Genomic DNA, 21,699 nt, shown 5'->3' with positions numbered 1-21,699 from the left:
CGAGCGCTTGGTTGACAAGTTTTCGCAGGTGAGCGGGTTCGCCGTTCGGGCGGCCGGCCGTCATCGCCCGAGGAGCGTCCCTTCGGAGGACGGATCCACGTGCCGGGCGGAGGGGCGCTGCCGTGCGTGCCGTACCGGGGGGAGGATCAGGCGGCCATGATGCGGCGCGCCCTGCGGACGTCGGGGGCGTAGCGCACCTGGGCGGGCACGAACCCCAGCCCCGCGTGCAGCGCGCGCAGCGACGCCGTGGCCCACAGGTCGCCCACCGGGGTGGCGGGCAGCCCGTACAGGCGGCGCGCCCACCGGGGCAGCGTCGCGAAGGCGAGCAGGGTGAGCGCGGGCAGCGCGGCCTTGACCGGCGCGAGATAGAACGGCAGCGGCGCGTTGAGCGACAGCCGCAGCGGATGGGCGGCCTCGGGCACGAACCGCAGCCCAGGGCGCTCCGACTCGATGTAGTCGCGCATCTCGGCCACCGACCCCGGCACCTCCGACGGCGAGAGGCCGACGACCTCGGCCGCCGCGCGCCACTCGGCCACGAACCGGTCGGCGTCGGCGTGCGACAGGCCGATGCCCGCCCTGCGGGCGACCGACAGATAGGAGTCGACCTCGCCGACGTGCACCCAGCGCAGCGCCTCCGGCTCGTCGAGACGGAAGCGCTCGCCGGTGTCGGGATCGAGCGCGGTCAGCGTGGCGTGGATCTTCCTGACCCTGGCTCCCGCCCGGGCCACCTCGGCCTGCGAGCCGTAGGTGCGCACCCTGACGAACTCGGTCGTGCGCTGGAAGCGCGACCACGCCTCGGCGGGGTCCATGAGCGCGGAGTTCTGCAGCACTCCGCGCATCGCCCTGGGGTGCAGGCCCTGCATGAGCAGGGCTCGGAAGCCGCCCACCAGCAGGATGGGCTCCCCCATCACCCGCCAGGTCACCGAGTGCGGCCCGAACAGCCCGTGATCCTCCATAAGTAATCAATTACCCCACAACCATGGACCCATGTCCGGAATTCGTGGAGTTCGTGTCGCGATCTGGTGACCGATCCAGGCCACACGCCGCCGATTGTCACTCGGATCAGTCGACGAACACGTCGAAATCGCGCGACAGAATCGGCAAGGAACGCGCATTGAATTGACGGTCCCGCGGCTGCGAACGTGCGAGCAAGGCACGACAGACACGGGAGCAGCCCCCATGACGATCCCGACCTCCACGCTGGACGCGACCGCCGTGACCCCGCTGCCCGAAGCCGTCGGGCGCTCACCCGGCCAGCTCATGTGGCTGCGGTTCAAGCGCGACAGGGCCGGGATCGGGGCCGCCGTGATCGTGCTGTTCTTCTTCCTCGTCGCCATTCTCGCGCCGGTCATTTCCATGGTCTACGGAAAAGATCCCTACACGCTCTACGGCCAGGAGAATCCGGGACTGCTGAACGACTTCGGCTATCCCGTGGGGGCCAACGGAGGGGTGAGCTCGCAATTCTGGTTCGGCATCGAGCCCGGCCTCGGCCGCGACGTGTTCACCCAACTCGTCTACGGCATCAGGACCTCCCTGCTGATCGCGGTCGTGGCCACGGTGCTCACCTCCCTGCTCGGCGTGGTGCTCGGCATCGTGGCCGGCTACGCGGGAGGGCGGGTCGACTCGCTGATCGGCCGGGTGATCGACATCGTGCTGTCCTTCCCCGCGGTGCTGTTCACGATCGCGTTCATGCCCGTGGTGGAGAACCTGTTCGTCAGGCCCGACGAGCAGACGCCCGTGTGGCTGCGCGCGGTCACGCTGGTGATCGTGCTGAGCGCCTTCGGCTGGGCGGGGCTGGCCAGGCTGCTGCGCGGCCAGGTGCTGACGCTGAGGGAGCGGGAGTTCGTCGAGGCCGCCAGGGTGACCGGCGCCTCCCCCGCCAGGGTCGTGTTCAGGGAGCTGCTGCCGAACCTCTGGACCCCGATCCTCATCCAGTCGACGCTGCTGCTGCCCGCCCTGGTGACGGCGGAGGCGGCGCTGTCCTTCCTCGGCGTCGGCATGATCGAGCCGATCCCCGACTGGGGGCGGATGTTCCTGCGCGGCACCGAGGTCTACCAGAACGACATCACCTACCTCGTCTTCCCCGGTGTCGCCCTGCTGGTCTTCGTCATCGCGTTCAACCTGCTCGGCGACTCCGTCAGGGACGCCTTCGACCCGAAGATCAAACGATAGGAGAGTCATGCCGTCCGTCCGCACGGTCATCGCCGTACTCGCCGCCGGGGCCCTGGCGCTCACCGGCGCCTGCGCGCCCGCCAACCAGGGCGCTCCCCCGCAGGGCACGAGCCCGCAGGCGACGCCCTCGGCCGCCGCCTCGTACAGCCCGCCGAAGATCTCGGTGGGCACCGCCGAGGACAGCAGGGGTCCAGCCATCGCGCCCGACGGCGTCGTCAAGGGCGGCACCGTCACGATGATCGACAGGGACGACTTCTCCCACCTGGACCCCGCCCAGATCTACGTCAACACCGAGGCCAACTTCGCGCTGCTCCTGCATCGCGGGCTGACCGGCTACAAGCGGGTCGCCAAGGGCGAGTACAAGCTCGTCGGCGACCTGGCCACCGACGCGGGAACGGCCTCCGACGGCGGCAGGACGTGGACCTTCACCCTGAAGGACGGGGTGAAGTGGCAGGACGGCACGCCGATCACCTCGGCGGACGTCAAATGGACGATCGAGCGGATGTTCGCGCCCTTCATCACCCAGGGGCCCACCTACATCCAGCAGTGGCTGACGCAGGAGGACCACAGGGCGGCCTACGAGGGGCCCTACGGCGGCAAGGAGCTCGACGCCATCGAGACCCCCGACGACAAGACCGTCGTCTTCAGGTTCAAGGCGCCGCACGCCGACGCCAACTACGCGTTCGCGATGGCCGGCTACAACATCGTGCCCAAGGCCAAGGACACCAAGGAGCAGTACGACAAGCAGCCGGTCTCCAGCGGGCCGTACATCATCAAGTCGCACGTGGTGGACAAGTCGTACCAGCTGGAGCGCAACCCGCAGTGGGACGCGGCCACCGACCCGATCCGCGGCGCCTACCCCGACGTGTGGAAGCTGGAGTTCGGCCAGGAGGCGCTGCAGATCACCGACAGGCTCGTCGCCGACGCGGTCGCCGACCAGCAGGCGTTCACCTTCTACGCCCTCACCCCGCCCGAGCGGCTGCAGCAGGTGCTCAGCGACCAGAGCCTGGCGCCCAGGCGCATGATCAGCCCCTCGCCCTACGGCAACTACTACTACTTCAACCTCGACAGGGTGAAGGACATCAAGATCCGCCAGGCCGTCAACCACGCCTGGCCCGGCAGGCAGATCCAGCAGATCATGGGCGGGCCCCAGGCCGCCGCGCTGCCGACGACCATCCTGAACGAGAACACCACGATCGGCTACGAGTCCTACGACCTGTTCGGCAAGGCCGCCAAGCCCGACGGGGACATCGAGAAGGCCAAGCAGCTGCTGGCGGAGTCGAGCGACCCGACGCCGACCATCGTCTACGCCTACAACCAGACGCCCGTGCAGGAACGTGTCACCGTCGCGATCAAGAACGCGCTCGAGAAGGCGGGGATCACGGTCGTCACCAAGCCCATGGACCGCAAGACCTACTACGACTCCATCGGCCTGGTGGACAACGCCTTCGACCTCTACTGGGGCGGATGGGGCGCCGACTGGGCCTCGGGCTCGACGGTCCTGCCGGTCATCTTCGGCCCTGTCGCCGACGGCGCCCCCAACTACTCGCACCTGAACGACCCCGCGCTCAAGGCCGAGATGAAGAAGATCGCCGAGATGCCCGACTTCGACGAGCAGAACGCGGCCTGGATGCGCCTCGACAGGAAGATCCAGGAGACCATCACCCCGCTGGTCGTGGCGGAGAACCGCATCGCGACCATGCTGCACGGCTCCAAGGTGGGCGGGGCGGAGATCGACCCCCAGCAGTGGATCGTCTCCCCCAACACCATCTTCGTGAAGCCATAGCGACCCCGGCCCCGGACGGTCGCCGTCCGGGGCCCCTCCGCCGCGGGAGATCACGTGCTCCGTTTCGCCGTCCGCCGTACCATCGCCACCGCGATCACGCTGGTGACCATCTCGGCGGTGACGTTCTTCCTGTTCTTCGCGCTGCCGTCGGACCCCGCCCTGCTGGCCTGCGGCAAGGTCTGCCCGCCCGAGCTGCTCGCCCTCGTCAGGCGTAACCTCGGCCTCGACCAGCCGGTGATGGCCCAGTTCGTGGCGTGGTTGGCGGGGATCTTCGCGGGCCGCGACTACCCGGGCCTCGGTTACTGCCCCGCGCCCTGCCTCGGCTACTCCTTCGTCAACCGCGCCCCGGTCTTCGAGACGATCATGGACAGGTTGCCCGTGACGCTCTCGCTCACGATCGGCGCCGCGGTGATCTTCCTGACCTTCGGCGTGGCCACCGGCATCCTCGCCGCGCTGCGCCAGGGCCGTCCGCTGGACAAGGTCGCGAGCGTGGCCTCGCTCGTCGGGGCGTCGGTGCAGATCTACTTCGTCGGCACCCTCGCCCTGTACTTCCTGGTCTACCAGGGCAAGCTCCTGCCCAGCCCCTCGTACGTGCCGCTCACGGAGAACCCGCTCGGCTGGGCGACGGGGCTGCTGCTGCCCTGGGTGGTGCTGGCGATCATCTTCACCGCCAACTACACCAGGATGACGCGCTCCACGATGGTGGAGAACCTGAGCGAGGACTACGTCCGCACGGCCCGCGCCAAGGGCATGCCCGCCCGTACGGTCATCCTGCGCTTCGCGCTGCGCGGCACGCTGATCCCGATCGTCACGATCTTCGGCGTGGACCTCGGCACCCTCATCGGCGGCGCGATCATCACGGAGACCACGTTCGGCCTGCAGGGCATCGGCCGCCTGTCGGTCCGCGCCGTCACCTACTCCGACCTGCCCACGCTGATGGCGACCGTCCTGGTCGCCGCGGGCGCGATCGTGGTCATGAACGCCGTGGTCGACGCCCTCTACGCCGTCATCGACCCCAGGGTGAGGCTGACCTAGTGTTCCTTCACGTCAACGATCTGACCGTCGACTTCGCGACCGAGGACGGCGTCGTCCACGCCGTGGACGAGCTGTCGTTCGAGGTCGAGCGCGGCAGCACGCTCGGCGTCGTGGGCGAGTCCGGCTCGGGCAAGTCGGTGACCAGCCTGGCGGTGCTCGGCCTGCACGACCCCCGCACCTCCACCATCTCGGGCAGCGTCCTGTTCGAAGGAAAGGAGCTGCTCGGCGCGCCCCGCACGGCGATGGAGCGGCTGCGCGGCGACAGGATCGCCATGATCTTCCAGGACCCGCTGACCTCGCTGTCGCCGTATCACACGGTGGGGGCGCAGATCGCGGAGGTCTACCGCAGGCACAGGGGCACCTCCAGGTCGGCCGCATGGGAGCGGGCGATCCAGATGCTGGACAGGGTCGGCATCCCGCAGCCGAAGGCGCGCGCCGAGGACTACCCGCACCAGTTCTCCGGCGGCATGCGACAGCGCGCCACGATCGCGATGGCGCTGGTGTGCGACCCGGGCCTGCTGATCGCCGACGAACCGACCACCGCGCTGGACGTGACTGTGCAGGCGCAGATCCTCGACCTGCTGAGGGAGCTGCAGGAGCAGAGCGGCACCGCGATCATCCTCATCACCCACGACCTGGGCGTGGTCGCCACCGCCGCCCACGACGTGCTGGTCATGTACGCGGGCAGGGCCGTCGAGCGCGGCACCGTGCGTGAGGTGCTGCACGAGCCCCGCCATCCGTACACGTGGGGGCTGCTCGGCTCGATGCCGACGCTGCGCCGCCCCGTCACCGAGGAGCTGCGGCCTGTGCGCGGCGCCCCTCCCAGCCTCCTCAACGTGCCGAAGGGCTGCCCGTTCCATCCGCGCTGCGACTTCGTGGAACTGCCGGGGCCCCGGGTGTGCACGGGCGAGCGGCCCGAGCTCTCCCCGCCGCGCGGGCACGGCGACGCCTGTTACCTGACCATGAAGCAGAAGCGGGAGGTGGCCCCATGACGCTGCTGGAGCTGTCGGGACTGGAGAAGCACTTCCCCGTCAGGGGCGGCTTCCCGGTCAGGCGTCAGATCGGCAGGGTGCACGCGGTGGACGGCGTCGACCTGACCGTCCACGCGGGGCAGACGCTCGGCCTGGTCGGCGAGTCCGGGTGCGGCAAGTCCACGACGGGACGCCTGGCCGCCCGCCTGCTCGAGCCCACCGCGGGACGCGTCCTCTACGACGGCCGCGACATCAGCCACGCGAGCCGCAGGGCGCTGCGACCGATCAGGCCGGAGATCCAGATGATCTTCCAGGACCCGTACTCGTCGCTGAACCCCCGCCACACGGTCGGCGCGATCATCAGGGGCCCGATGGACATCAACGGGCTCAACCCGAAGGGCGGGCGCGAGGCCAGGGTCCGCGAGCTCCTGGAGATCGTCGGGCTCAACCCCGAGCACGTCAACCGCTTCCCGCACGAGTTCTCCGGCGGCCAGCGGCAGCGGATCGGCATCGCGAGGGCGCTGGCGCTGGAGCCCAGGCTGATCGTCGCCGACGAGCCAGTCTCCGCGCTCGACGTCTCGATCCAGGCCCAGGTGGTCAACCTGCTGGGGCGGCTGCAGCGGGAGCTCGGGATCGCCTTCCTGTTCATCGCGCACGACCTGGCCGTGGTGCGGCACTTCTCGCAGCGGGTGGCGGTGATGTACCTGGGCAGGATCGTGGAGATCGGCGACAGGACCTCGCTCTACGAGAGCCCCCGGCACCCGTACACGCACGCGCTGCTGTCGGCGGTGCCCGAGGTGGCGGTGGACGGCGGCGGCAGGGAGCGGATCAGGCTCACCGGCGACGTGCCGTCGCCGATCGACCCGCCGTCGGGCTGCCGCTTCAGGACCAGGTGCTGGCGGGCGCAGGAGAAGTGCGCGCTGACCACGCCGCCGCTGACGCGGCTGCAGGGCGACCGCGACGGCCACCTGACCGCGTGCCACTACCCGCTGCCCTGATCCCGCGCCCGCTGACCACGCCCGCGGTGGTGGGGGCCGTTCGCGGTGGGAGAGCCGTCAGGTGGTGGCGAGTTCGCGGAGGTGGTCGATGGCGGCCGAGGGGTCGGCGGCGCCGTAGACCGCGCTGCCCGCGACGAACACGTCGGCGCCCGCCTCGGCGCAGCGCTCGATGGTGTCGGCCGCCACCCCGCCGTCGACCTGGAGCCACACCTCGCCCCCGTACCTGGCGATCAGCTCCCTCGCCCGCCTGATCTTCGGCAGGACCACGTCGAGGAACTTCTGTCCCCCGAAACCGGGCTCCACCGTCATCAGCAGCAGCATGTCGATCTCGGGCAGCAGGTCCTCGTACTGCTCGACAGCCGTCGAGGGGTTCAGCGCGAACCCGGAGCGCGCCCCCACCGCGCGGATCTGGCGCAGCGTGCGCACGGGGGCCTTGGCGGCCTCGGCGTGGATGGTGACGCTGCCGGCGCCCACCTCGGCGTAGGCGGGCGCCCACCGGTCGGGGTCCTCGATCATCAGGTGGCAGTCGATCGGCGTCGAGGTGGCCTTGAGGAGTGCCTCGACGACCGGAAGGCCGATGGTGAGGTTGGGCACGAAGTGGTTGTCCATGACATCCACGTGCAGCCAGTCGGCGTTCGGCACGCGGGCGGCCTCGTCGGCGAGCCTGGCGAAGTCGGCGGACAGGATGCTGGGCGAGATCTGAACGGCCATGATGCCCAGAGTTTAGTGAACGCCTTCCGGCTGTCCGCCACCGGCCGCCGAGCCGCTGCTCGCACCCGGCCGCCCCCGGCCGTCCAGGCTCGGCCCAGCGGCCCCGTCCTGACAGGACCTGAGGTGCGGACGCACGTCCCCGGCCGGGGTCATGAGGGCGTGGCCGTCTTGCGCAGCAGCGCGATGAACATGGCGTCGGTGCCGTGACGGTGGGGCCAGAACTGCGCGTGCGGCCCGTCGCCGAGCCCCTCGACCTCGGGCAGGAAGGCGCGGGCGTCGAGCTGTTCGGCGTCGTTCCTGCGCTTCAGCGCGTCGGCGACCACGACCTGGGTCTCGGCCAGATGCGGCGAGCAGGTCACGTAGGCCACCACGCCGCCCGGCCGCAGCGCGTCGAGGGCGGCGGCCAGCAGACGGCGCTGGAGCGCGCCGAGCTCGGCCACGCTAGCGGGGTCACGCCGCCACCTGGCCTCAGGACGGCGGCGCAGTGCGCCGAGCCCGGTGCAGGGAGCGTCGAGCATGACCCTGTCGAAGACGCCAGGACGCCACGGCGGCTCGGTGCCGTCCGCGGTGACGACCGCGGCCTGCCTGGTGGTCTGCCAGACCAGCCTGGCCCTGTGGTACTGGGCGTCGGCGGCCAGCAGCCTCGCGCCTCCGGGGAAGGCGGCGGGATCGCGGGCGTCGAGCCCCGCCAGGTCGCCGTGAGTCGCGATGGCGTCGAGCAGGCCCGCCTTGCCGCCGGGGCCCGCGCACATGTCCAGCCACAACTCGTCGGGGCCCTCCACGGGAACCCTGGTGAGCGCGAGGGCGACGAGCTGGCTGGCCTCGTCCTGGACGGCGGCGCGGGTCTCGGCCACCGCGAGGACCCGGCCTGGGTCGCCCTCGGGAAGGTAGGCGGCGTAGGGCGAGTAGCGTCCTGGCTCGGCCCCAGAGTCCTCGAGCTCCTCCATCGAGCTGCGCCCCGGCCTGACCACCAGCGTGACCATGGGCCTGGCGTTGTCGGCGGCCAGCAGCTCGGAGGTCTCCTTGGGGTCGCCGCCGAGCGCGTCGCGGAAGGCGCTGACGATCCAGCGGGGATGGCTGTAGGCGACCGCGAGGTGGCCGACGGGGTCGGTGTCCTCCGAGGGCGCGACGATCGGGATCCACTCCTCCAACGACCTGGAGGCGATCTTGCGCAGGACGGCGTTGGCGAAGCGGGAGGCGCCGGTGCCGATGCGCAGCCGTACCAGGTCGACGGTGGTGCCGACGGCCGCGTGCGGAGGGACGCGCATCTTGAGCAGTTGGTGGGCGCCCAGGCGCAGCGCGTCGAGCACGGCCGGGTCGGGCTCGCGGTCGCCGCACATGGCGATGATCGAGTCGTAGGTGCCCAGGCCGCGCAGCGTGCCGTAGGCCAGCTCGGTCGCCAGCGCGGCGTCGCGGCCGGCGAGGCCGCGCTCGCGCAGCAGGCGGGGCATGAGCAGGTTGGCGTAGGCGTCGCGCTCGTCGACGGCCCTCAGCAGGTCGTAGGCGGCGTTGCGCGCCTCGTCGCGCGTCGGCTTCGGCGGTCGCGGCCCACGACCGCGCCCTCCGGGGCCGCCGCGCCCTCCCGCAGAGCCCTGCCCGCCAGGCGAGCCCTGCCCTCCCGAGGCACCGCGACCTCCGGAAGATCCGTGCCCTCCGGAGGAACCGCGGCCGCCCGCAGGCCCGCGGCCCCCCGCGGAGCCAGAAGAACCGCCCGAGGAGCCCGAAGAGCCGCGGCGGCCCTGTGATCCACGATCCGCCATCAGACCAGCCGATCCTCAGCCGTGACGCGCACGCCGCGCGCCCACTCCCCCGCAGTCATCAGCCGCTTGCCCTGTGGCTGCACCTCGCCCAGCTCCACCGGGTGGGTGCCGGTGCCGACCCGCACGGTGTTCTTCTCCACCGAGAGCTCGCCGGGGGCCAGCCGCTCAGCCGACGCGACAGGCCGTACGGGGCCGAGCTTCACCCGCTGGTCGCGGAAGGTCGTCCACGGCCCCGGGTTGGGCGTGCAGGCCCGCACGAGCCTGTCCACCCGCATGGCGGGCGCGCTCCAGTCGACCTGGGCGTCCTCGACGGTGAGCTTGGGCGCGACGGACACCCCTTCGAGCGGCTGGGGGCGGGCCTCCAGCGTGCCGTCCTCGACGCCGTCGAGCGTGGCCGCCAGCAGCCCCGCGCCCGAGATCGCCAGGCGTGCCAGCAGCTCGCCGCTGGTGTCGGTGGCCTTGATCTCCTCGGTGACCACGCCGTAGACGGGCCCCGCGTCGAGCTCCTTCACGATCTGGAAGGTGGCCGCGCCGGTGATCTCGTCGCCGTGAAGCACGGCGTGCTGCACAGGAGCGGCGCCGCGCCAAGCGGGCAGCAGGGAGAAGTGCAGGTTGATCCACCCGTGGCGGGGGATGTCGAGCGCGGCCTGCGGAAGCAGGGCCCCGTAGGCGACCACGGGGCAGCAGTCGGGCTCCAGCGCGGCCAGCTGGGCGAGGAAGTCGGGGTCGCCCACCTTGGCGGGACGCAGCACCTCGATGCCGGCCTCCCGCGCCAGCTCGGCGACCGGGCTGGGCTGCAGGGAGCGTCCCCTGCCCGCGCGGGCGTCGGGACGGGTGAGCACGGCCACCACCTCGTGGCGCGGCGAGTCGATCAGCGCGCGCAGCGAGGGCAGCGCGGTCTCGGGAGTGCCGGCGAAGACCAGGCGCATCGTCAGAGGGCCCTCCCGCCCGTGGCGTGGGGTGAGAACTTCACCGTGGGGGCGGACAACCCGCTCCACTCGGCCTCGCGGATGGCCTTCATCGCCAGCTTGCGCTGCTTGGGGTCCATCCTGTCGATGAACAGGATGCCGTCGAGGTGATCGGTCTCGTGCTGGAAGCACCTGGCCATCAGGTCGGTGCCCTCGAGCACGACCGGCTCGCCGTGCATGTTGAAGCCCTTGGCGACCGCCCTGATCGCCCGCGGCGTCGGGAAGGACAGGCCGGGGAAGGACAGGCAGCCCTCCTCGCCCTCCTCGTCGAGGTCGGCCGACAGGTCGAGGTCGGGGTTGATCAGGTGCCCGAGCTGGTCGTCGACGTAGTAGGTGAACACGCGCAGGCCGACACCGATCTGCGGGGCCGCGAGGCCGGCGCCCGGCGCGTCCATCATCGTGTCGGTGAGGTCCTTGACCAGCTTGCGCAGCTCCTTGTCGAAGTCGACGACGGGGGCCGCCGGGGTGCGCAGCACCGGGTCACCGAACAGCCGGATCGACTGAATGGACAAGGGGTACTCCGTTCGCGTAGATGGGATCAACCCAGTCTACTGATGGGAAACGACGCGCTTGGCTCACGCGGTCAGTCGGGCGCGTTCCCCGTGAGCTGGGCCTCCAGCGAACGGGCCTTCATCGCGGCCTTCCTGGCGGCCTTGGCCACCGCCTGGTCCCCGTGGTGGTTGGCGAGCAGGTCGAGCACGGCGATGGTGTCGGGGTGGTCGACGGAGGCCATCTCGCCGACCAGGCGCACCAGCTCCTCGCCTGCCTCCAGGACGTCGAAGGAGCCCATCGCGCCCGGCGCGTCGGCGAAGTAGAGCAGCGCGGCCAGCGAGTCGATCGCGATCCAGGTGTGGTCGTCGGGGCTGAGCGGCGGCGCGGGCAGGTCGCGGATGTGCAGCCAGGAGGCGGCATAGCGCCACATGAGCGGCTCGTCGAGCGCCTTGCGGACGGGCAGCTCGGCCTCGGGGCCCAGCTCCTCCAGGATGGTGCCGACCGCGCCGCGCTGCCCCGCGGTGCCCGAGGCTGCGACCTGGACGAGCTCGTGGGCGGCCGACTCGGGAGAGCGGCGCTCCAGCCAGTAGGCGACCACGCTGGGCGTGACCGCGCCCGTGATCATCGCCTCGACCAGCTCGGCGGCGGCGTAGTCGGAGTAGACCTCGACCTCGGCGGCCGTCGGCGCGTCGTGGCCCTCGCGCAGCAGGTCGCGCCTGACCGCCCAGACACCGAGCGGGGTGAGCCTGAAGTGGCCCGTGGCGGTCTGCTCGACCAGGCCGCAGTACTCGAGCACCGCCAGCGCCTCGTAGAGCTCGGCGGGCAGCACGGCGGCCAGGCGGCGCAGCTCCACCACGCCGGGGGCGCAGGCCACCTCGTGGGAGTGCAGGATGCCCTTGGCCAGGGTGGCGGCGGCCACGCCCGTGCGGACGGAGTAGATGGTGGCCAGCGTCTCGGCCAGGTGCTCGTCGATCACCTTCGACCCCGTCAGGCCAGGCTCCTCGGCGTTGGCGTCGGCCCTGTCGAGGACGTCCATCACCACGCCGTCCCAGAACTCCAGCGTCGCCTCGACCGGCAGCTGCGACGAGAGCGGGCCGCGGCCGGCCGTGCCCCTCATGATCTGCAGCAGCCCCGTGTTGACCGCGACGATCCACAGCAGGCGCAGGCGCGAGGGAGCCAGGCCGAGCTCGGCGACGGCGGCCTCGGCGTCGGCCGCGTGCAGCAGGCCGTGCTCGGTGACCGGACGGGTGCCCGTCCACGCGGTCAGACGCATGGCGTCGGCGACCAGCGGCACCCGTGGCACCGCCCTGGCCAGGTCGGCGTCGGACGCGAGCGCGACCGGCGGGAAGACCAGGCCTTCGACGTGCTTGTCCTCGAGCGGAGGAGGCTTACGCAGCTCGGTGAGGTCGAAGACGTTGTTTGCCACCCACGAAACTTACTGCACACGCGTCACAGGGACGTACCGATCGCGCGGGAGCGTGCCTTGAACGCGGCCTTCCTGGCGGCCTTCGCCAGGGTGCCGTCAGGGATGGACCTGCCGAGAAGTTCGAGGACGTCGACCACGTCGGGGTGGTCGACGCGCCACATCTCCTCGATCAGGTAGGCGGGCGGTCCCGAGGCGGCGATGTTCTCGGCGAAGATCTCCGGGTCCTCCTCGGCGGCCGGCATCGCGAGGGCGAGCATGTCGACGCTCACCCAGAGCAGCTCCTCCTGCGTCAGGGGAGGCGCAGGCAGCCCACGGGAGGTCAGCCAGTGGATGGCGTGCGGGCGCAGCTCCTGGTCGTCCAGGCACGCGCGCACCGCGCTCTCGGCGGCCGAGTCGAGCCTGTCGACGATGGTGACCGCGATGCCGCGCGCCACGGCCGGCGCGCCGCCCGCCGCCGACAGCAGCTCGGCGGCGGCCTCGGCGGGGCTCCTGCGCTCCAGCCAGCGCTGGATGTCCTCCTCGGCCAGCTCCGTCGGCATGCCCGACAGCAGCCCTTCGATCAGGCCCATGGCGTCGGCGGCGGCCAGGTCCTCGGCTTCCGGAGCCTCCAGACCGTGGCCGAGGTAGAGGCGGCGCAGGCCGTAGCAGGCCAGCGGGGTCAGCGTGACGGCGTCGCCCGAGCGCGACACCAGGCCGCAGTGCGCCAGGCGGCCGAGCGCGGCGTCGACGTCGGGCCGCTCGTACTCGAGCAGCTCGTCGAGGTACTCGCCGACCACGGTCACGGGAACGGGCGACTGCAGGCGGTAGAGCATGTCGAACAGGTCGTAGAGCTCCTCGTCGAGCTCGGCGGAGCCGGTGACCTGACCGGCGGTGTCCTTCTCGACGAGGAACTCGACCATCGAGGCCCACGCGTCCATGGGCGCGCCCCGCTCGCGCAGGCGGCCGAGGTCCCACAGCAGGCTCGGGGTCGGCAGCGGCGCGGCCGCCGCGTCCTTGACGCGCAGGCGCCCCTTGGCGGTGGGCGTGGAGCCGCGCTCGGCCAGCCACTCGCGCAGCGCGCGCGCCTCGCCCAGGACGGGGACGGCCTCGAGCGCCGCCTCCAGTTCGTGCTCGGGAGCCAGCCGTACGGCCGGCAGCGGCGCGCAGGCGGGGCAGTCGCACGGCGCCTCCCCCAGGTCGGGCACCTCGCCCGCAGGAATGGCGATCGACTGCTCGAGCGACTCGGGCCCGATCGAGCTGAACAGGCTCTTGGCCATGCCGAAGTTGGCCGGGTCGGCCAAGGCGGTGGCCATCTCAGGCTCGATCTCGGTGAGCGCGCCGCGCATCAGCGCGGCCCGCTCCTCGGAGATCTCACCCAGGTCGAGGAGGAAGTCGACCAGCGTGCGTGCGGCCGCGACGGTCTCGGACGCGCTCTCGGGCGGCGCGATGACCTTGCGGGGATAGATCGACAGGAGCAGCTCTTCGAAGGTGGCAGGGGTGAACTCGCCGAGCTCGGTCACGTTCAGGTAGTCGCTGGCGTAGTCGCAGAGCAGCCGGACCTCGTCCGCGTCCACGTCGACTTCGTGCGCCCGCCCCCAGGCGCGCAGATCGTCGATGGCTCGGTTCACCCATTCGATCGACACAGGGTGACGCTAACGGAGTACTTACGCCCGCGCGAATCGGGGAAAGGGGCTATATCAGGTCGAGAGGGTCAACACTTACCCTCACGACATCCTGCGCCTTACGCGCCGCACGCACCCCCGTGGCCCCTTTCAGCGCGAGAGCCAACTCAGGCCCCACCGACCTGGGCACGCGGATCATGGCACGTTCCTGCTCGCCGTCGCTCCTTCTCGTCTCCACGGGGACGGGCCCGAGCACCTGCGCCTGCGAGGGCAGCCTGACCTCCCCGAGCATCTCTCTGACGGCCGAGGGCGAACCGGTCAGCGTCGCCATCCGCACCGCGGGAGGGAAGCCCAGCTCCCTCCTGTCGGCCAGCTCGCGCTCGGCGTGCGTGATCGGGTCCCAGCGCAGCAACGCCTGGACGGCGGGCATCGCGGCGTCGGCCAGCACCACCAGCTCGGCCGAGGGCCTGAGCAGGGCGGCGGCGTTCATCCAGCGGCGCACCGCCTCCTCCCCCGCCCTCAGATCGGCCCTGCCCAGCATCGCCCACCCGTCGAGCAGCACCGCCGCCGTGTAGCCTCCCGCCGCGACAGGCTCGGCGCCGGGCGTGGCCACCACCAGCGCCCGCCCCTCCCCTACCGTGGCCAGCACGCCGTCGCGGCCCGAGGTCTTCACGGGCACCGAGGGAAAGGCGCGCCCCAGCTCCTCCGCCGTACGGCGGGCGCCCACCACGGAGGCGCGGATCCTTCCGTCGCCGCAGGACGGGCAGCGCCAGTCGCCCGCGATGCGCCCGCACCACCGGCAGTAGGGGGCGGCGTGCCCGCCCCTCAGCGCCAGCGGCCCGTGGCACAGCAGCTGCTCGGTGAGCGTCGCGCGGGTCGGCGGGTGCGCACACCGCGCCGGAGCCCTGCACGTACGGCAGGCGAGCGAGGGCAGGTACCCGCGACGCGGGACCTGCACGAGCACCGGCCCGTCCTCCAGGCCCAGCCTCAGCGCCCGCCAGGCCACACTGGGCAGCCGCGCGGCGCGGGCCGCCTGGTCCTTGGCGAGTTCGCCGTCCTCTCCCGCGGGCTTCACCCTCGGCGCGACGGCTCTGACGGTGGCCCTGTCGGCCACGATCGGGCCCGCCCAGCCGGAGGCCAGCAGCTGCGTGGCCTCGGCCGTGCGGGAGTAGCCGCCGATCAGCATGCCCGCGCCCGCCCTGTGCGCGCGCAGCGCCAGCACCTCCCTGGCGTGCGGGTAGGGGGACAGGCGTTCGGCGTGCAGGTCGTCGCCGTCGTCCCAGATGACGACCAGGCCCAGCTTCTCGACGGGGGCGAACATCGCCGCCCTCGTGCCCACGACCGCCCGCACCTGACCGCGCAGCGCCCGCAGCCACCTGCGGTAGCGCTCGGCGGGCCCGAGGTCGGCGGTGATGGCCACGTGCCTGCCCTCGCCCAGCGCCCCGGTCAGCGCCTCGTCCACCATGACGACGTCCTTGCCGTCCGGGACGACGACCACCGCCGCCCTGCCGCCCTCGAGCGTCGCGCGCACGGCCTCGGCGACGGGGACCGCCCAGCCGGTGTTGCCCGGCAGCGCGCTCCACACGGCTCTGGGGTGCCTGCCGTCCCTCAGCGCATCGAGGAAGGAGGGCCCCATGGGGTAGGCCTCCCACGCGCCGGAGCCCTCGCCGGTCCGCCCTGGCCGGCCCTCGTCCGCCACCGCGCCACCCTGCTCCCCGCCGCCCTGCTCCGTCCCACCGGGCGCCGTACTGCCGGGCGCCGTACTGCCGGGCGCCGTAATGCCGGGCTCGGTCTGGGCGGGCTCGGTCTGGGCGGGGGCGCTCTTGTCGGACTCGGCGCGGGCGTGCCTGGGGGGAACCGCCAGCCGCAGCACGTCGGCCATGGTCCCCGCGTAGCGGTCGGCGACCGCGCGGGTCAGCCCCGCGATCTCGGGGGTGAGCACGGGCTCGGGCGAGACCACCCGCTCCAGCGCCGCCAGCCTGCCGCCGTGGTCGCTGCCCGCCACCCGCTCCAGCAGGAAGCCGTCGACGAGCTTGCCGGCGAAGCGGACCCTCACCCGCACGCCAGGACGCGCCTCGGCGTCCATCCGCTCGGGCACCAGATAGTCGAAGGGCCTGTCGAGGTGCGGGAGGGGGTTGTCGACGACGACCCTGGCCACCGGCAGGTCGGCGGCGGCCACGGGGGCGCCGAGGGTCTTGGCCTTCTCCGCGGGCCGTACGGCCTCCAGTGGCAGCAGGGCATCGTCGGAGTCGGTCACAGACTACGTCTACCAGATGCCGGGCACCGGCCGGTCAGGCCGGAGCCGCCAGGGCACGTTCTTCGAAGGGCAGCCGGCGCGTGGTGCCGCCGGCCGTGTCACGCGGCCCGCTGACGTGGACCTCCGCCAGGTGTGGAGCTCCTCTCCCTCCACGGTGGACCAGCGGGCGGCCTCGAGCGGCGGGACGCCCGGCAAGCGCTTCGGCCTGCGGGGCGACGCAGGAATTGCCGCCGCGGACCGCCCGGCCGCCCGCCGGCATCACCAGCATGGACAGTGTCGGCGGGCGCCGCATCGGGAGAAGTGCCTAGAGCCGCACCGAGGTGTCCTCGGTGGTCACCCAGGCGGCCACGTGGGTGCGGGAGGCCAGGTTGCTCTTGGCGAGGATGTTGCGAACATGGGCGTCCACCGTGCGCTTGGAGATCACGAGCCTGTTGGCGATCTGCAGATTGGTCAGCCCCTCGGCGATGAGGGTGGCGACCTGCGCCTCCCTCGGGCTGAGCGGGGCCACGCGCGGCGCGGGAGGCGTGCGCGGGGGTGGCGGCGGCGGAGGCGTCCGGTCGAGGGGGGCTCGCTCCCTGCCGTCGAGGCGGGCCAGGCCCACGCGCCGGTAGAGGCCGAGCAGCCGGTAGCGCATGCCGTCGGCCGTGGGCTCCCTGAGCACGACCGAGTGGTCGACCAGGTCGCACAGCACGGCGGCGACGTCCGCCTCCGGCAGGCCTGCCGCCGCGCCCGCCGCCTCGGCGACCTCCAGGGGGAAGCTCCCGCTGAGCACGGACAGCGCCTCCCACAGCACCCGCTGCTCCGCGCCGCACAGGGCGTGGCTCCACTCCACCAGCGAGCGCAGGTCGCGCTGGCGGGCCAGGACGTTCGTGCTGGAGCCCGCCAGGTCGGGCCAGCGGTCGTCCATCCGCTCCAGCAGTTCGGCCAGCGGCAGCGAGCGCAGGCAGCCGGCGGCCAGCTCGATGGCCAGGGGGACCCCTTCCAGGCTTCTGCAGATCTCCTCCGCGAAGGGGCGGGTGGCCTCGATCAGTTCGAACCCCTGGTCGACGGCGCGTGCCCGCTCGACGAACAGCGCGAGCGCCTGCTGTTCGGGCAGCGGGCCGACGGTCAGCACCCGCTGACCCGGCACGGTCAGCAGCACGCGGCTGACGGCCAGCACCTTCGTCCTGCCCGTCCCCCGCAGCACCGCCTCGACCAGCCTCGACACCGGGCCCATCAGGTGCTCGCAGGTGTCGAGGACCAGCAGGGCCCGCCATCCCGCGAAGGCGTCGGCCACCTCCTCCGCCGTCGTCAGCTCCGGCCTGCCCATGGTCGCCGCCACCGCGGCGACCAGGGAGCGTTCGTCGGCCACGTGGGAGAGCTCGGCGTACCACACCCCGTCGGGAAAGCGCCTGCGAGCCCCGTGGGCGACCCTGGTCGCCACCCTGCTCTTGCCCACCCCTCCTGGCCCCGTCACGGTGACCAGACGCGACTCCGACAGGCCGAGCAACCCCTCGGCGATCTCCTCCGCCCGCCCTGCGAGGCTGGTGTACTCGACAGGCAGGTTCCCCTTCCCCGCTGTGGTCATCTCGGTCACTCCTTCGGCGAACCCTGGAGCCCGGCGGGCCGGCACCCCCGTAGCCGCCCGCCGGGCCGTCCGTCTCGCGAACGTCCTGGTTCGCGATCGACGCGAACCGCCCCCGCGGCCCCCGAGGTGCGGACACGACGAGTATTCAGGGCATCACGCTTGGCAACATCGGGAGAAGTGCCTATTCCCATCACGATGTTCGGGCTCATGAGCGCCCGCGCTCCTTGATCACCCAGGCGGCGATCTGGCTGCGCCCGGCGAAGCCGAGCTTCTTGAGGATGTTCTCCACGTGGGTGTCGACGGTCCTGGTGGCGATCACCAGGCGCTGGGAGATGACGCGGTTGGTCAGCCCGTCGGCCACCAGCCTGGCCACGTCGATCTCCCTCGGCGTGAGCAGCGCCAGCCCATGGTCCTCCTCCTGCCGGGAGGAGCCTGGGCACAGCGTCAGAGCGCACGCGACCACCTCCGCCGCCGACATGGCCTTCCCAGCGGCCGCCGCCCTGACGTAATGCGGTCCGAGCGCGGCGCGCAGCCGATCCTCACAGGCCGAGTGCTCCCTGGCCAGCTGCCGCGAGCCGAAGAAGGCGCTCACCTCGATCTTCCACAGGCCGCCCGTGGCGCTCAGCAGCATGGCGGCGCGGGTGTGCTCGTCGAGGTCGGTGGCCAGCCAGCCCACCACCTCGACGGCGAAGGCGGTGGCATGGTTGGTGCGCATGCGCGCGTGGGCGCGCACCGCGGAGGTGGCCAGGCGCATGGCCTCGGCGTACTCGCCCCTGCCACGCAGCGCGAGCGCCAGGATGAGGTCGGCCCAGGCGCCGATGACGTCCTCGCGCTGCTCGGCGCAGAGCCGGCGGGCCCTGCGCAGCACGTCCACGGCCTCGTCGAAGCGCAGCTGCGCCACGTGGACCAGCCCGAGGGTGACGATCCCCTCGACCGCGGCGACGTCGCGGCTGCCCGTCATGGCCTTCAGCGCCCGCCTCAGCCCCTGCTCCGCCGCGTCGAGCTCGCCCATCCCGAAGTGGTACATCCCTCGCACGATCTCCAGGCGGCGGCTGCCGTGGTGCTCCCCTTGCTCGTCGGCTGCCTCGAGGGCGGCGACCAGGTGGTCGGCCTCGGCCAGGCTGAGCCGCGCGGCTTCGAGGTCGCCCTGCCCGACCCTGATATGGGTGAGCGTCATCAGGGCCGCGAGCCGGGGGAAGCCCTCGATGCCGCTGGTGGCCAGGAAGCGTTCGAGATAGCTCCTGCCCTCCCTCGACATCCCCGCGTACAGCCAGAGGAACCACAGCCCCACCAGCATCCGCGCGCAGCTGTCCACCTGTCCTTCGGCGGCGGCGTACGACTCGATCGCCGCGCGGAAGTTGGGCCACTCCCCGCGGGCCGTGCTCCAGGTCGCCAGACGGCTGACGGAGTTCTGCTCGCACCCGAGCCTGACGGCCACGGCCAGGTAGTGCTCCCTGTGCCGGCGCCGCAGCTCGCCGAGCTCGCCGGCCGACATCCTGGCCAGCGCGAACTGCCTGACGCCGCCCAGCATCCTGTAGGCGACGCGGCCCTCGTCCCGCTCGGTGATGACGACCGACCTGTCGACCAGCGCCGCGAGCGCGGGATAGACCTCCTCCTCGGCCAGCCCCTCGCCCGAGCACACCGCCTCCGCCGCCGCGAGGTCGAAGGGCCCGGCGAAGACGGCGAGCCGCCGCCACAGCAGCCGCTCCTCGGGTCCGCACAGATCGTGGCTCCAGCCGGCGGCCGACTCCATGACCGAGCCGCCAGGCTGCCCTCCCATCGTGCGCAGGATCTCCTCCAGCGGCATGACCCGCGCCCGCACCGCGGCCAGCTCGATGGCCAGCGGAACGCCCTCCAGCCTGCGGCACAGCCCCGAGACCAGCGCCGTGTTCTGCTCGGTCAGCCTGAAGGAGGGATCGGCCATCCGCTCGACGAGCAGCGCGTACGACTCGGTGGCCGCCACCTCCGCCAGCGAGGCGCCCGCGCAGGGCACGCTCATCGGGCGCACCTCCACGGTGTGCTCGCCCGGCGCGCGCAGCACCTGCCTGCTGGTGAGCAGCATGTGCAGCCCTGGCGCCGCCGCCAGCAGCGACTGGGCCAGCGCGGACACCTCCTCCGGCAGGTGCTCGCAGCCGTCGAGCACCAGCAGTGTCCTGCGCGGCCGCAGATGGCCCGCCAGCAGGCGCACCCCGCTGTGCGAGACCATCTCGTGGATCCCCATCGCCTGGGCGAGCGCGTGCTCCAGGCTCTCGGCCGAGGTGAGGCCCGACAGGCTGACGAAGACGACGCCGTCGGCGAAGGCCCTGCGCGTCAGCCTGGCCGCCCTGATCGCCACCCTGGTCTTGCCCCCGCCCGCGACGCCCGTCAGCGTGACGAGCCTGCCGCGCTGCAGGGCGCGCCGTACGGCCCCGACCTCCGCCCTGCGTCCGACGAGGCTGGTGGTCTCCTGCGGCAGGGCGGGCCTGAACGTCACGGACCCGTCCCCGCTCGGCGTGACGACGGCACGCCCGTGCCGCCGACGAGTAAAAGGCTCACGGTCAAAGATCTTGCCCATCCGGCGAGCTGCCTATCCGCGATCTCACCTACGGGCGGCCTCCCCGGCCGGCTGGAGGCCGCCTGGAGGCCACGTTATAGAGATCACCGTGATTCCTCCCGCCGAACGCGACAATGCCGCACTCCACAGGAGTGCGGCATTGTCGTTGACGCGAAGGGGTCAGAGACCGGCGGCGGTGCGCAGCGCCTCGGCGCGGTCGGTCGACTCCCATGAGAAGCCCTCACGGCCGAAGTGGCCGTAGGCGGCGGTCTCGGAGTAGATCGGGCGCAGCAGGTCGAGGTCGCGGATGATCGCGGCGGGACGCAGGTCGAACACCTGGGTCACGGCCTCCTGGATCTTCTCCACGGCGACCTTCTCGGTGCCGAAGGTCTCGACGAACACGCCGACCGGGTGCGCCTTGCCGATGGCGTAGGCGACCTGGACCTCGGCGCGGTCGGCCAGACCGGCGGCGACGATGTTCTTGGCGACCCAGCGCATCGCGTAGGCGGCCGAGCGGTCGACCTTGGACGGGTCCTTGCCGGAGAAGGCGCCGCCACCGTGACGGGCCATGCCGCCGTAGGTGTCGACGATGATCTTGCGTCCGGTGAGGCCGGCGTCGCCCATGGGGCCGCCGATCTCGAAGCGGCCCGTCGGGTTGACCAGCAGGCGGTAGCCGTCGGTGTCGATGTCGAGCCCGGCGAGCACGTGGTCGACCACGTGCTCCTTGATGTCGGGGGTCAGCATCTCCTTGAGGTCGATCTCCGCGGCGTGTTGCGTGGAGACGACGACCGTGTCGAGGCGGACGGGCTTGTCGCCGTCGTACTCGATGGTGACCTGGGTCTTGCCGTCGGGACGCAGGTAGGGCACCAGGCCCGACTTGCGCACCTCGGACAGGCGGCGGGCCAGCCGGTGCGCCAGCGTGATCGGCAGCGGCATCAGCTCGGGCGTCTCGCGGCAGGCGTAGCCGAACATCAGGCCCTGGTCGCCCGCGCCCTGACGGTCGAGCTCGTCGATGTCACCGTCGACGCGGTGCTCGTAGGCGTCGTCGACGCCCTGGGCGATGTCGGGCGACTGCGCGCCGATGGAGGCCGACACGCCGCAGGAGGCGCCGTCGAACCCCTTGTGGGAGGCGTCGTAGCCGATCTCAAGGATCTTCTCGCGGATGACGCCGGCGATGTCGACGTAGGTCTCGGTCGTCACCTCGCCTGCGACGTGGACCTGGCCGGTAGTGATCAGCGTCTCGACGGCGACCCTGCTCTTGGGGTCGTCCTTGAGCATGGCGTCGAGAATCGCGTCACTGATCTGGTCGGCGATCTTGTCCGGGTGGCCTTCTGTGACCGACTCGGAGGTGAACAGGCGACGTGACAACTCAGTGGCTCCTCATGCAGCGGCTGCTGACGGATGTGCGGCTCGGGCGGGTAG

The 21,699-nt window shown here is 72.0% G+C and carries 16 protein-coding genes; 5 read left to right on the top strand and 11 right to left on the bottom strand.

The features are described 5' to 3' along the window. Window positions 1-146: 146 nt before the first annotated feature. Complete coding sequence (locus FHR33_RS39485; RefSeq protein WP_183659008.1) at window positions 147-956, bottom strand: oxygenase MpaB family protein; 810 nt, start codon at window positions 954-956, stop codon at window positions 147-149. A gap of 223 nt (window positions 957-1,179) precedes the next feature. On the opposite strand from FHR33_RS39485, the gene FHR33_RS39480 reads away from it, so the two are divergent. From FHR33_RS39480 to FHR33_RS39460, 5 genes are read left to right on the top strand one after another with little or no spacing between them, the layout of a single operon-like run. Next, window positions 1,180-2,172, top strand: coding sequence for an ABC transporter permease (locus FHR33_RS39480; protein WP_183659006.1), 993 nt, complete (start codon window positions 1,180-1,182; stop codon window positions 2,170-2,172). A gap of 7 nt (window positions 2,173-2,179) precedes the next feature. Then, window positions 2,180-3,958 carry an ABC transporter substrate-binding protein gene (locus FHR33_RS39475; protein ID WP_183659004.1) on the top strand — a complete coding sequence of 593 codons (1,779 nt, stop codon included), beginning with the start codon at window positions 2,180-2,182 and terminating at the stop codon, window positions 3,956-3,958. Window positions 3,959-4,012: 54 nt separating this feature from the next. Further along, window positions 4,013-4,993 (top strand): ABC transporter permease, encoded by a 981-nt coding sequence (locus tag FHR33_RS39470; protein WP_183659002.1) that lies wholly within the window; start codon window positions 4,013-4,015, stop codon window positions 4,991-4,993. After that, entirely contained in the window at window positions 4,993-5,985 is a 993-nt protein-coding gene (locus FHR33_RS39465; protein ID WP_183659000.1) for an ABC transporter ATP-binding protein, read from the top strand. Before FHR33_RS39470 ends, FHR33_RS39465 begins: the two co-directional genes overlap by 1 nt. Then, window positions 5,982-6,962, top strand: coding sequence for an ABC transporter ATP-binding protein (locus FHR33_RS39460; RefSeq protein WP_183658998.1), 981 nt, complete (start codon window positions 5,982-5,984; stop codon window positions 6,960-6,962). The genes FHR33_RS39465 and FHR33_RS39460 overlap by 4 nt, the downstream gene beginning before the upstream one ends. A 57-nt stretch (window positions 6,963-7,019) precedes the next feature. Here the strand turns inward: FHR33_RS39460 and rpe are convergent, their stop codons facing one another. The 10 genes from rpe to metK form a co-directional block, all read right to left on the bottom strand. After that, window positions 7,020-7,673: a ribulose-phosphate 3-epimerase gene (gene rpe, locus FHR33_RS39455; protein WP_183658996.1), complete on the bottom strand. Its 654-nt coding sequence runs from the start codon at window positions 7,671-7,673 to the stop codon at window positions 7,020-7,022. 149 nt (window positions 7,674-7,822) lie between these two features. After that, window positions 7,823-9,433 carry an RsmB/NOP family class I SAM-dependent RNA methyltransferase gene (locus tag FHR33_RS39450; RefSeq protein WP_183658994.1) on the bottom strand — a complete coding sequence of 537 codons (1,611 nt, stop codon included), beginning with the start codon at window positions 9,431-9,433 and terminating at the stop codon, window positions 7,823-7,825. Then, the gene (gene fmt / locus FHR33_RS39445) at window positions 9,433-10,362 is read right to left on the bottom strand and encodes a methionyl-tRNA formyltransferase (RefSeq protein WP_183658992.1); all 930 of its coding nucleotides are present in this window, start codon (window positions 10,360-10,362) and stop codon (window positions 9,433-9,435) included. The genes FHR33_RS39450 and fmt overlap by 1 nt, the downstream gene beginning before the upstream one ends. 2 nt (window positions 10,363-10,364) lie before the next feature. Beyond that, window positions 10,365-10,913 carry a peptide deformylase gene (gene def / locus FHR33_RS39440; RefSeq protein WP_183658990.1) on the bottom strand — a complete coding sequence of 183 codons (549 nt, stop codon included), beginning with the start codon at window positions 10,911-10,913 and terminating at the stop codon, window positions 10,365-10,367. A 71-nt stretch (window positions 10,914-10,984) separates the two neighbouring features. After that, complete coding sequence (locus tag FHR33_RS39435) at window positions 10,985-12,319, bottom strand: hypothetical protein (RefSeq protein ID WP_312895931.1); 1,335 nt, start codon at window positions 12,317-12,319, stop codon at window positions 10,985-10,987. Window positions 12,320-12,342: 23 nt separating this feature from the next. Beyond that, on the bottom strand, window positions 12,343-13,941 hold the full coding sequence (locus FHR33_RS39430; RefSeq protein ID WP_183658988.1) for a hypothetical protein: 1,599 nt from the start codon (window positions 13,939-13,941) through the stop codon (window positions 12,343-12,345). 49 nt (window positions 13,942-13,990) lie between these two features. Next, the gene (locus FHR33_RS39425) at window positions 13,991-16,177 is read right to left on the bottom strand and encodes a primosomal protein N' (RefSeq protein ID WP_183658986.1); all 2,187 of its coding nucleotides are present in this window, start codon (window positions 16,175-16,177) and stop codon (window positions 13,991-13,993) included. A gap of 304 nt (window positions 16,178-16,481) precedes the next feature. After that, window positions 16,482-17,744, bottom strand: coding sequence for an ATP-binding protein (locus tag FHR33_RS39420; protein WP_183658984.1), 1,263 nt, complete (start codon window positions 17,742-17,744; stop codon window positions 16,482-16,484). Between the two features lie 205 nt (window positions 17,745-17,949). After that, a complete protein-coding gene (locus FHR33_RS52970; RefSeq protein ID WP_183658983.1) occupies window positions 17,950-20,217 on the bottom strand; it encodes an ATP-binding protein in 2,268 nt (755 codons plus the stop codon). Between the two features lie 240 nt (window positions 20,218-20,457). Beyond that, entirely contained in the window at window positions 20,458-21,645 is a 1,188-nt protein-coding gene (gene metK / locus FHR33_RS39410) for a methionine adenosyltransferase (RefSeq protein WP_183658981.1), read from the bottom strand. Between the last annotated feature and the right edge of the window lie 54 nt (window positions 21,646-21,699).

Origin of the sequence: Nonomuraea dietziae, from assembly GCF_014195505.1 — a bacterium.
Taxonomy (GTDB): domain Bacteria; phylum Actinomycetota; class Actinomycetes; order Streptosporangiales; family Streptosporangiaceae; genus Nonomuraea; species Nonomuraea roseola.
This window is presented reverse-complemented; position numbering and strand designations above follow the sequence as displayed.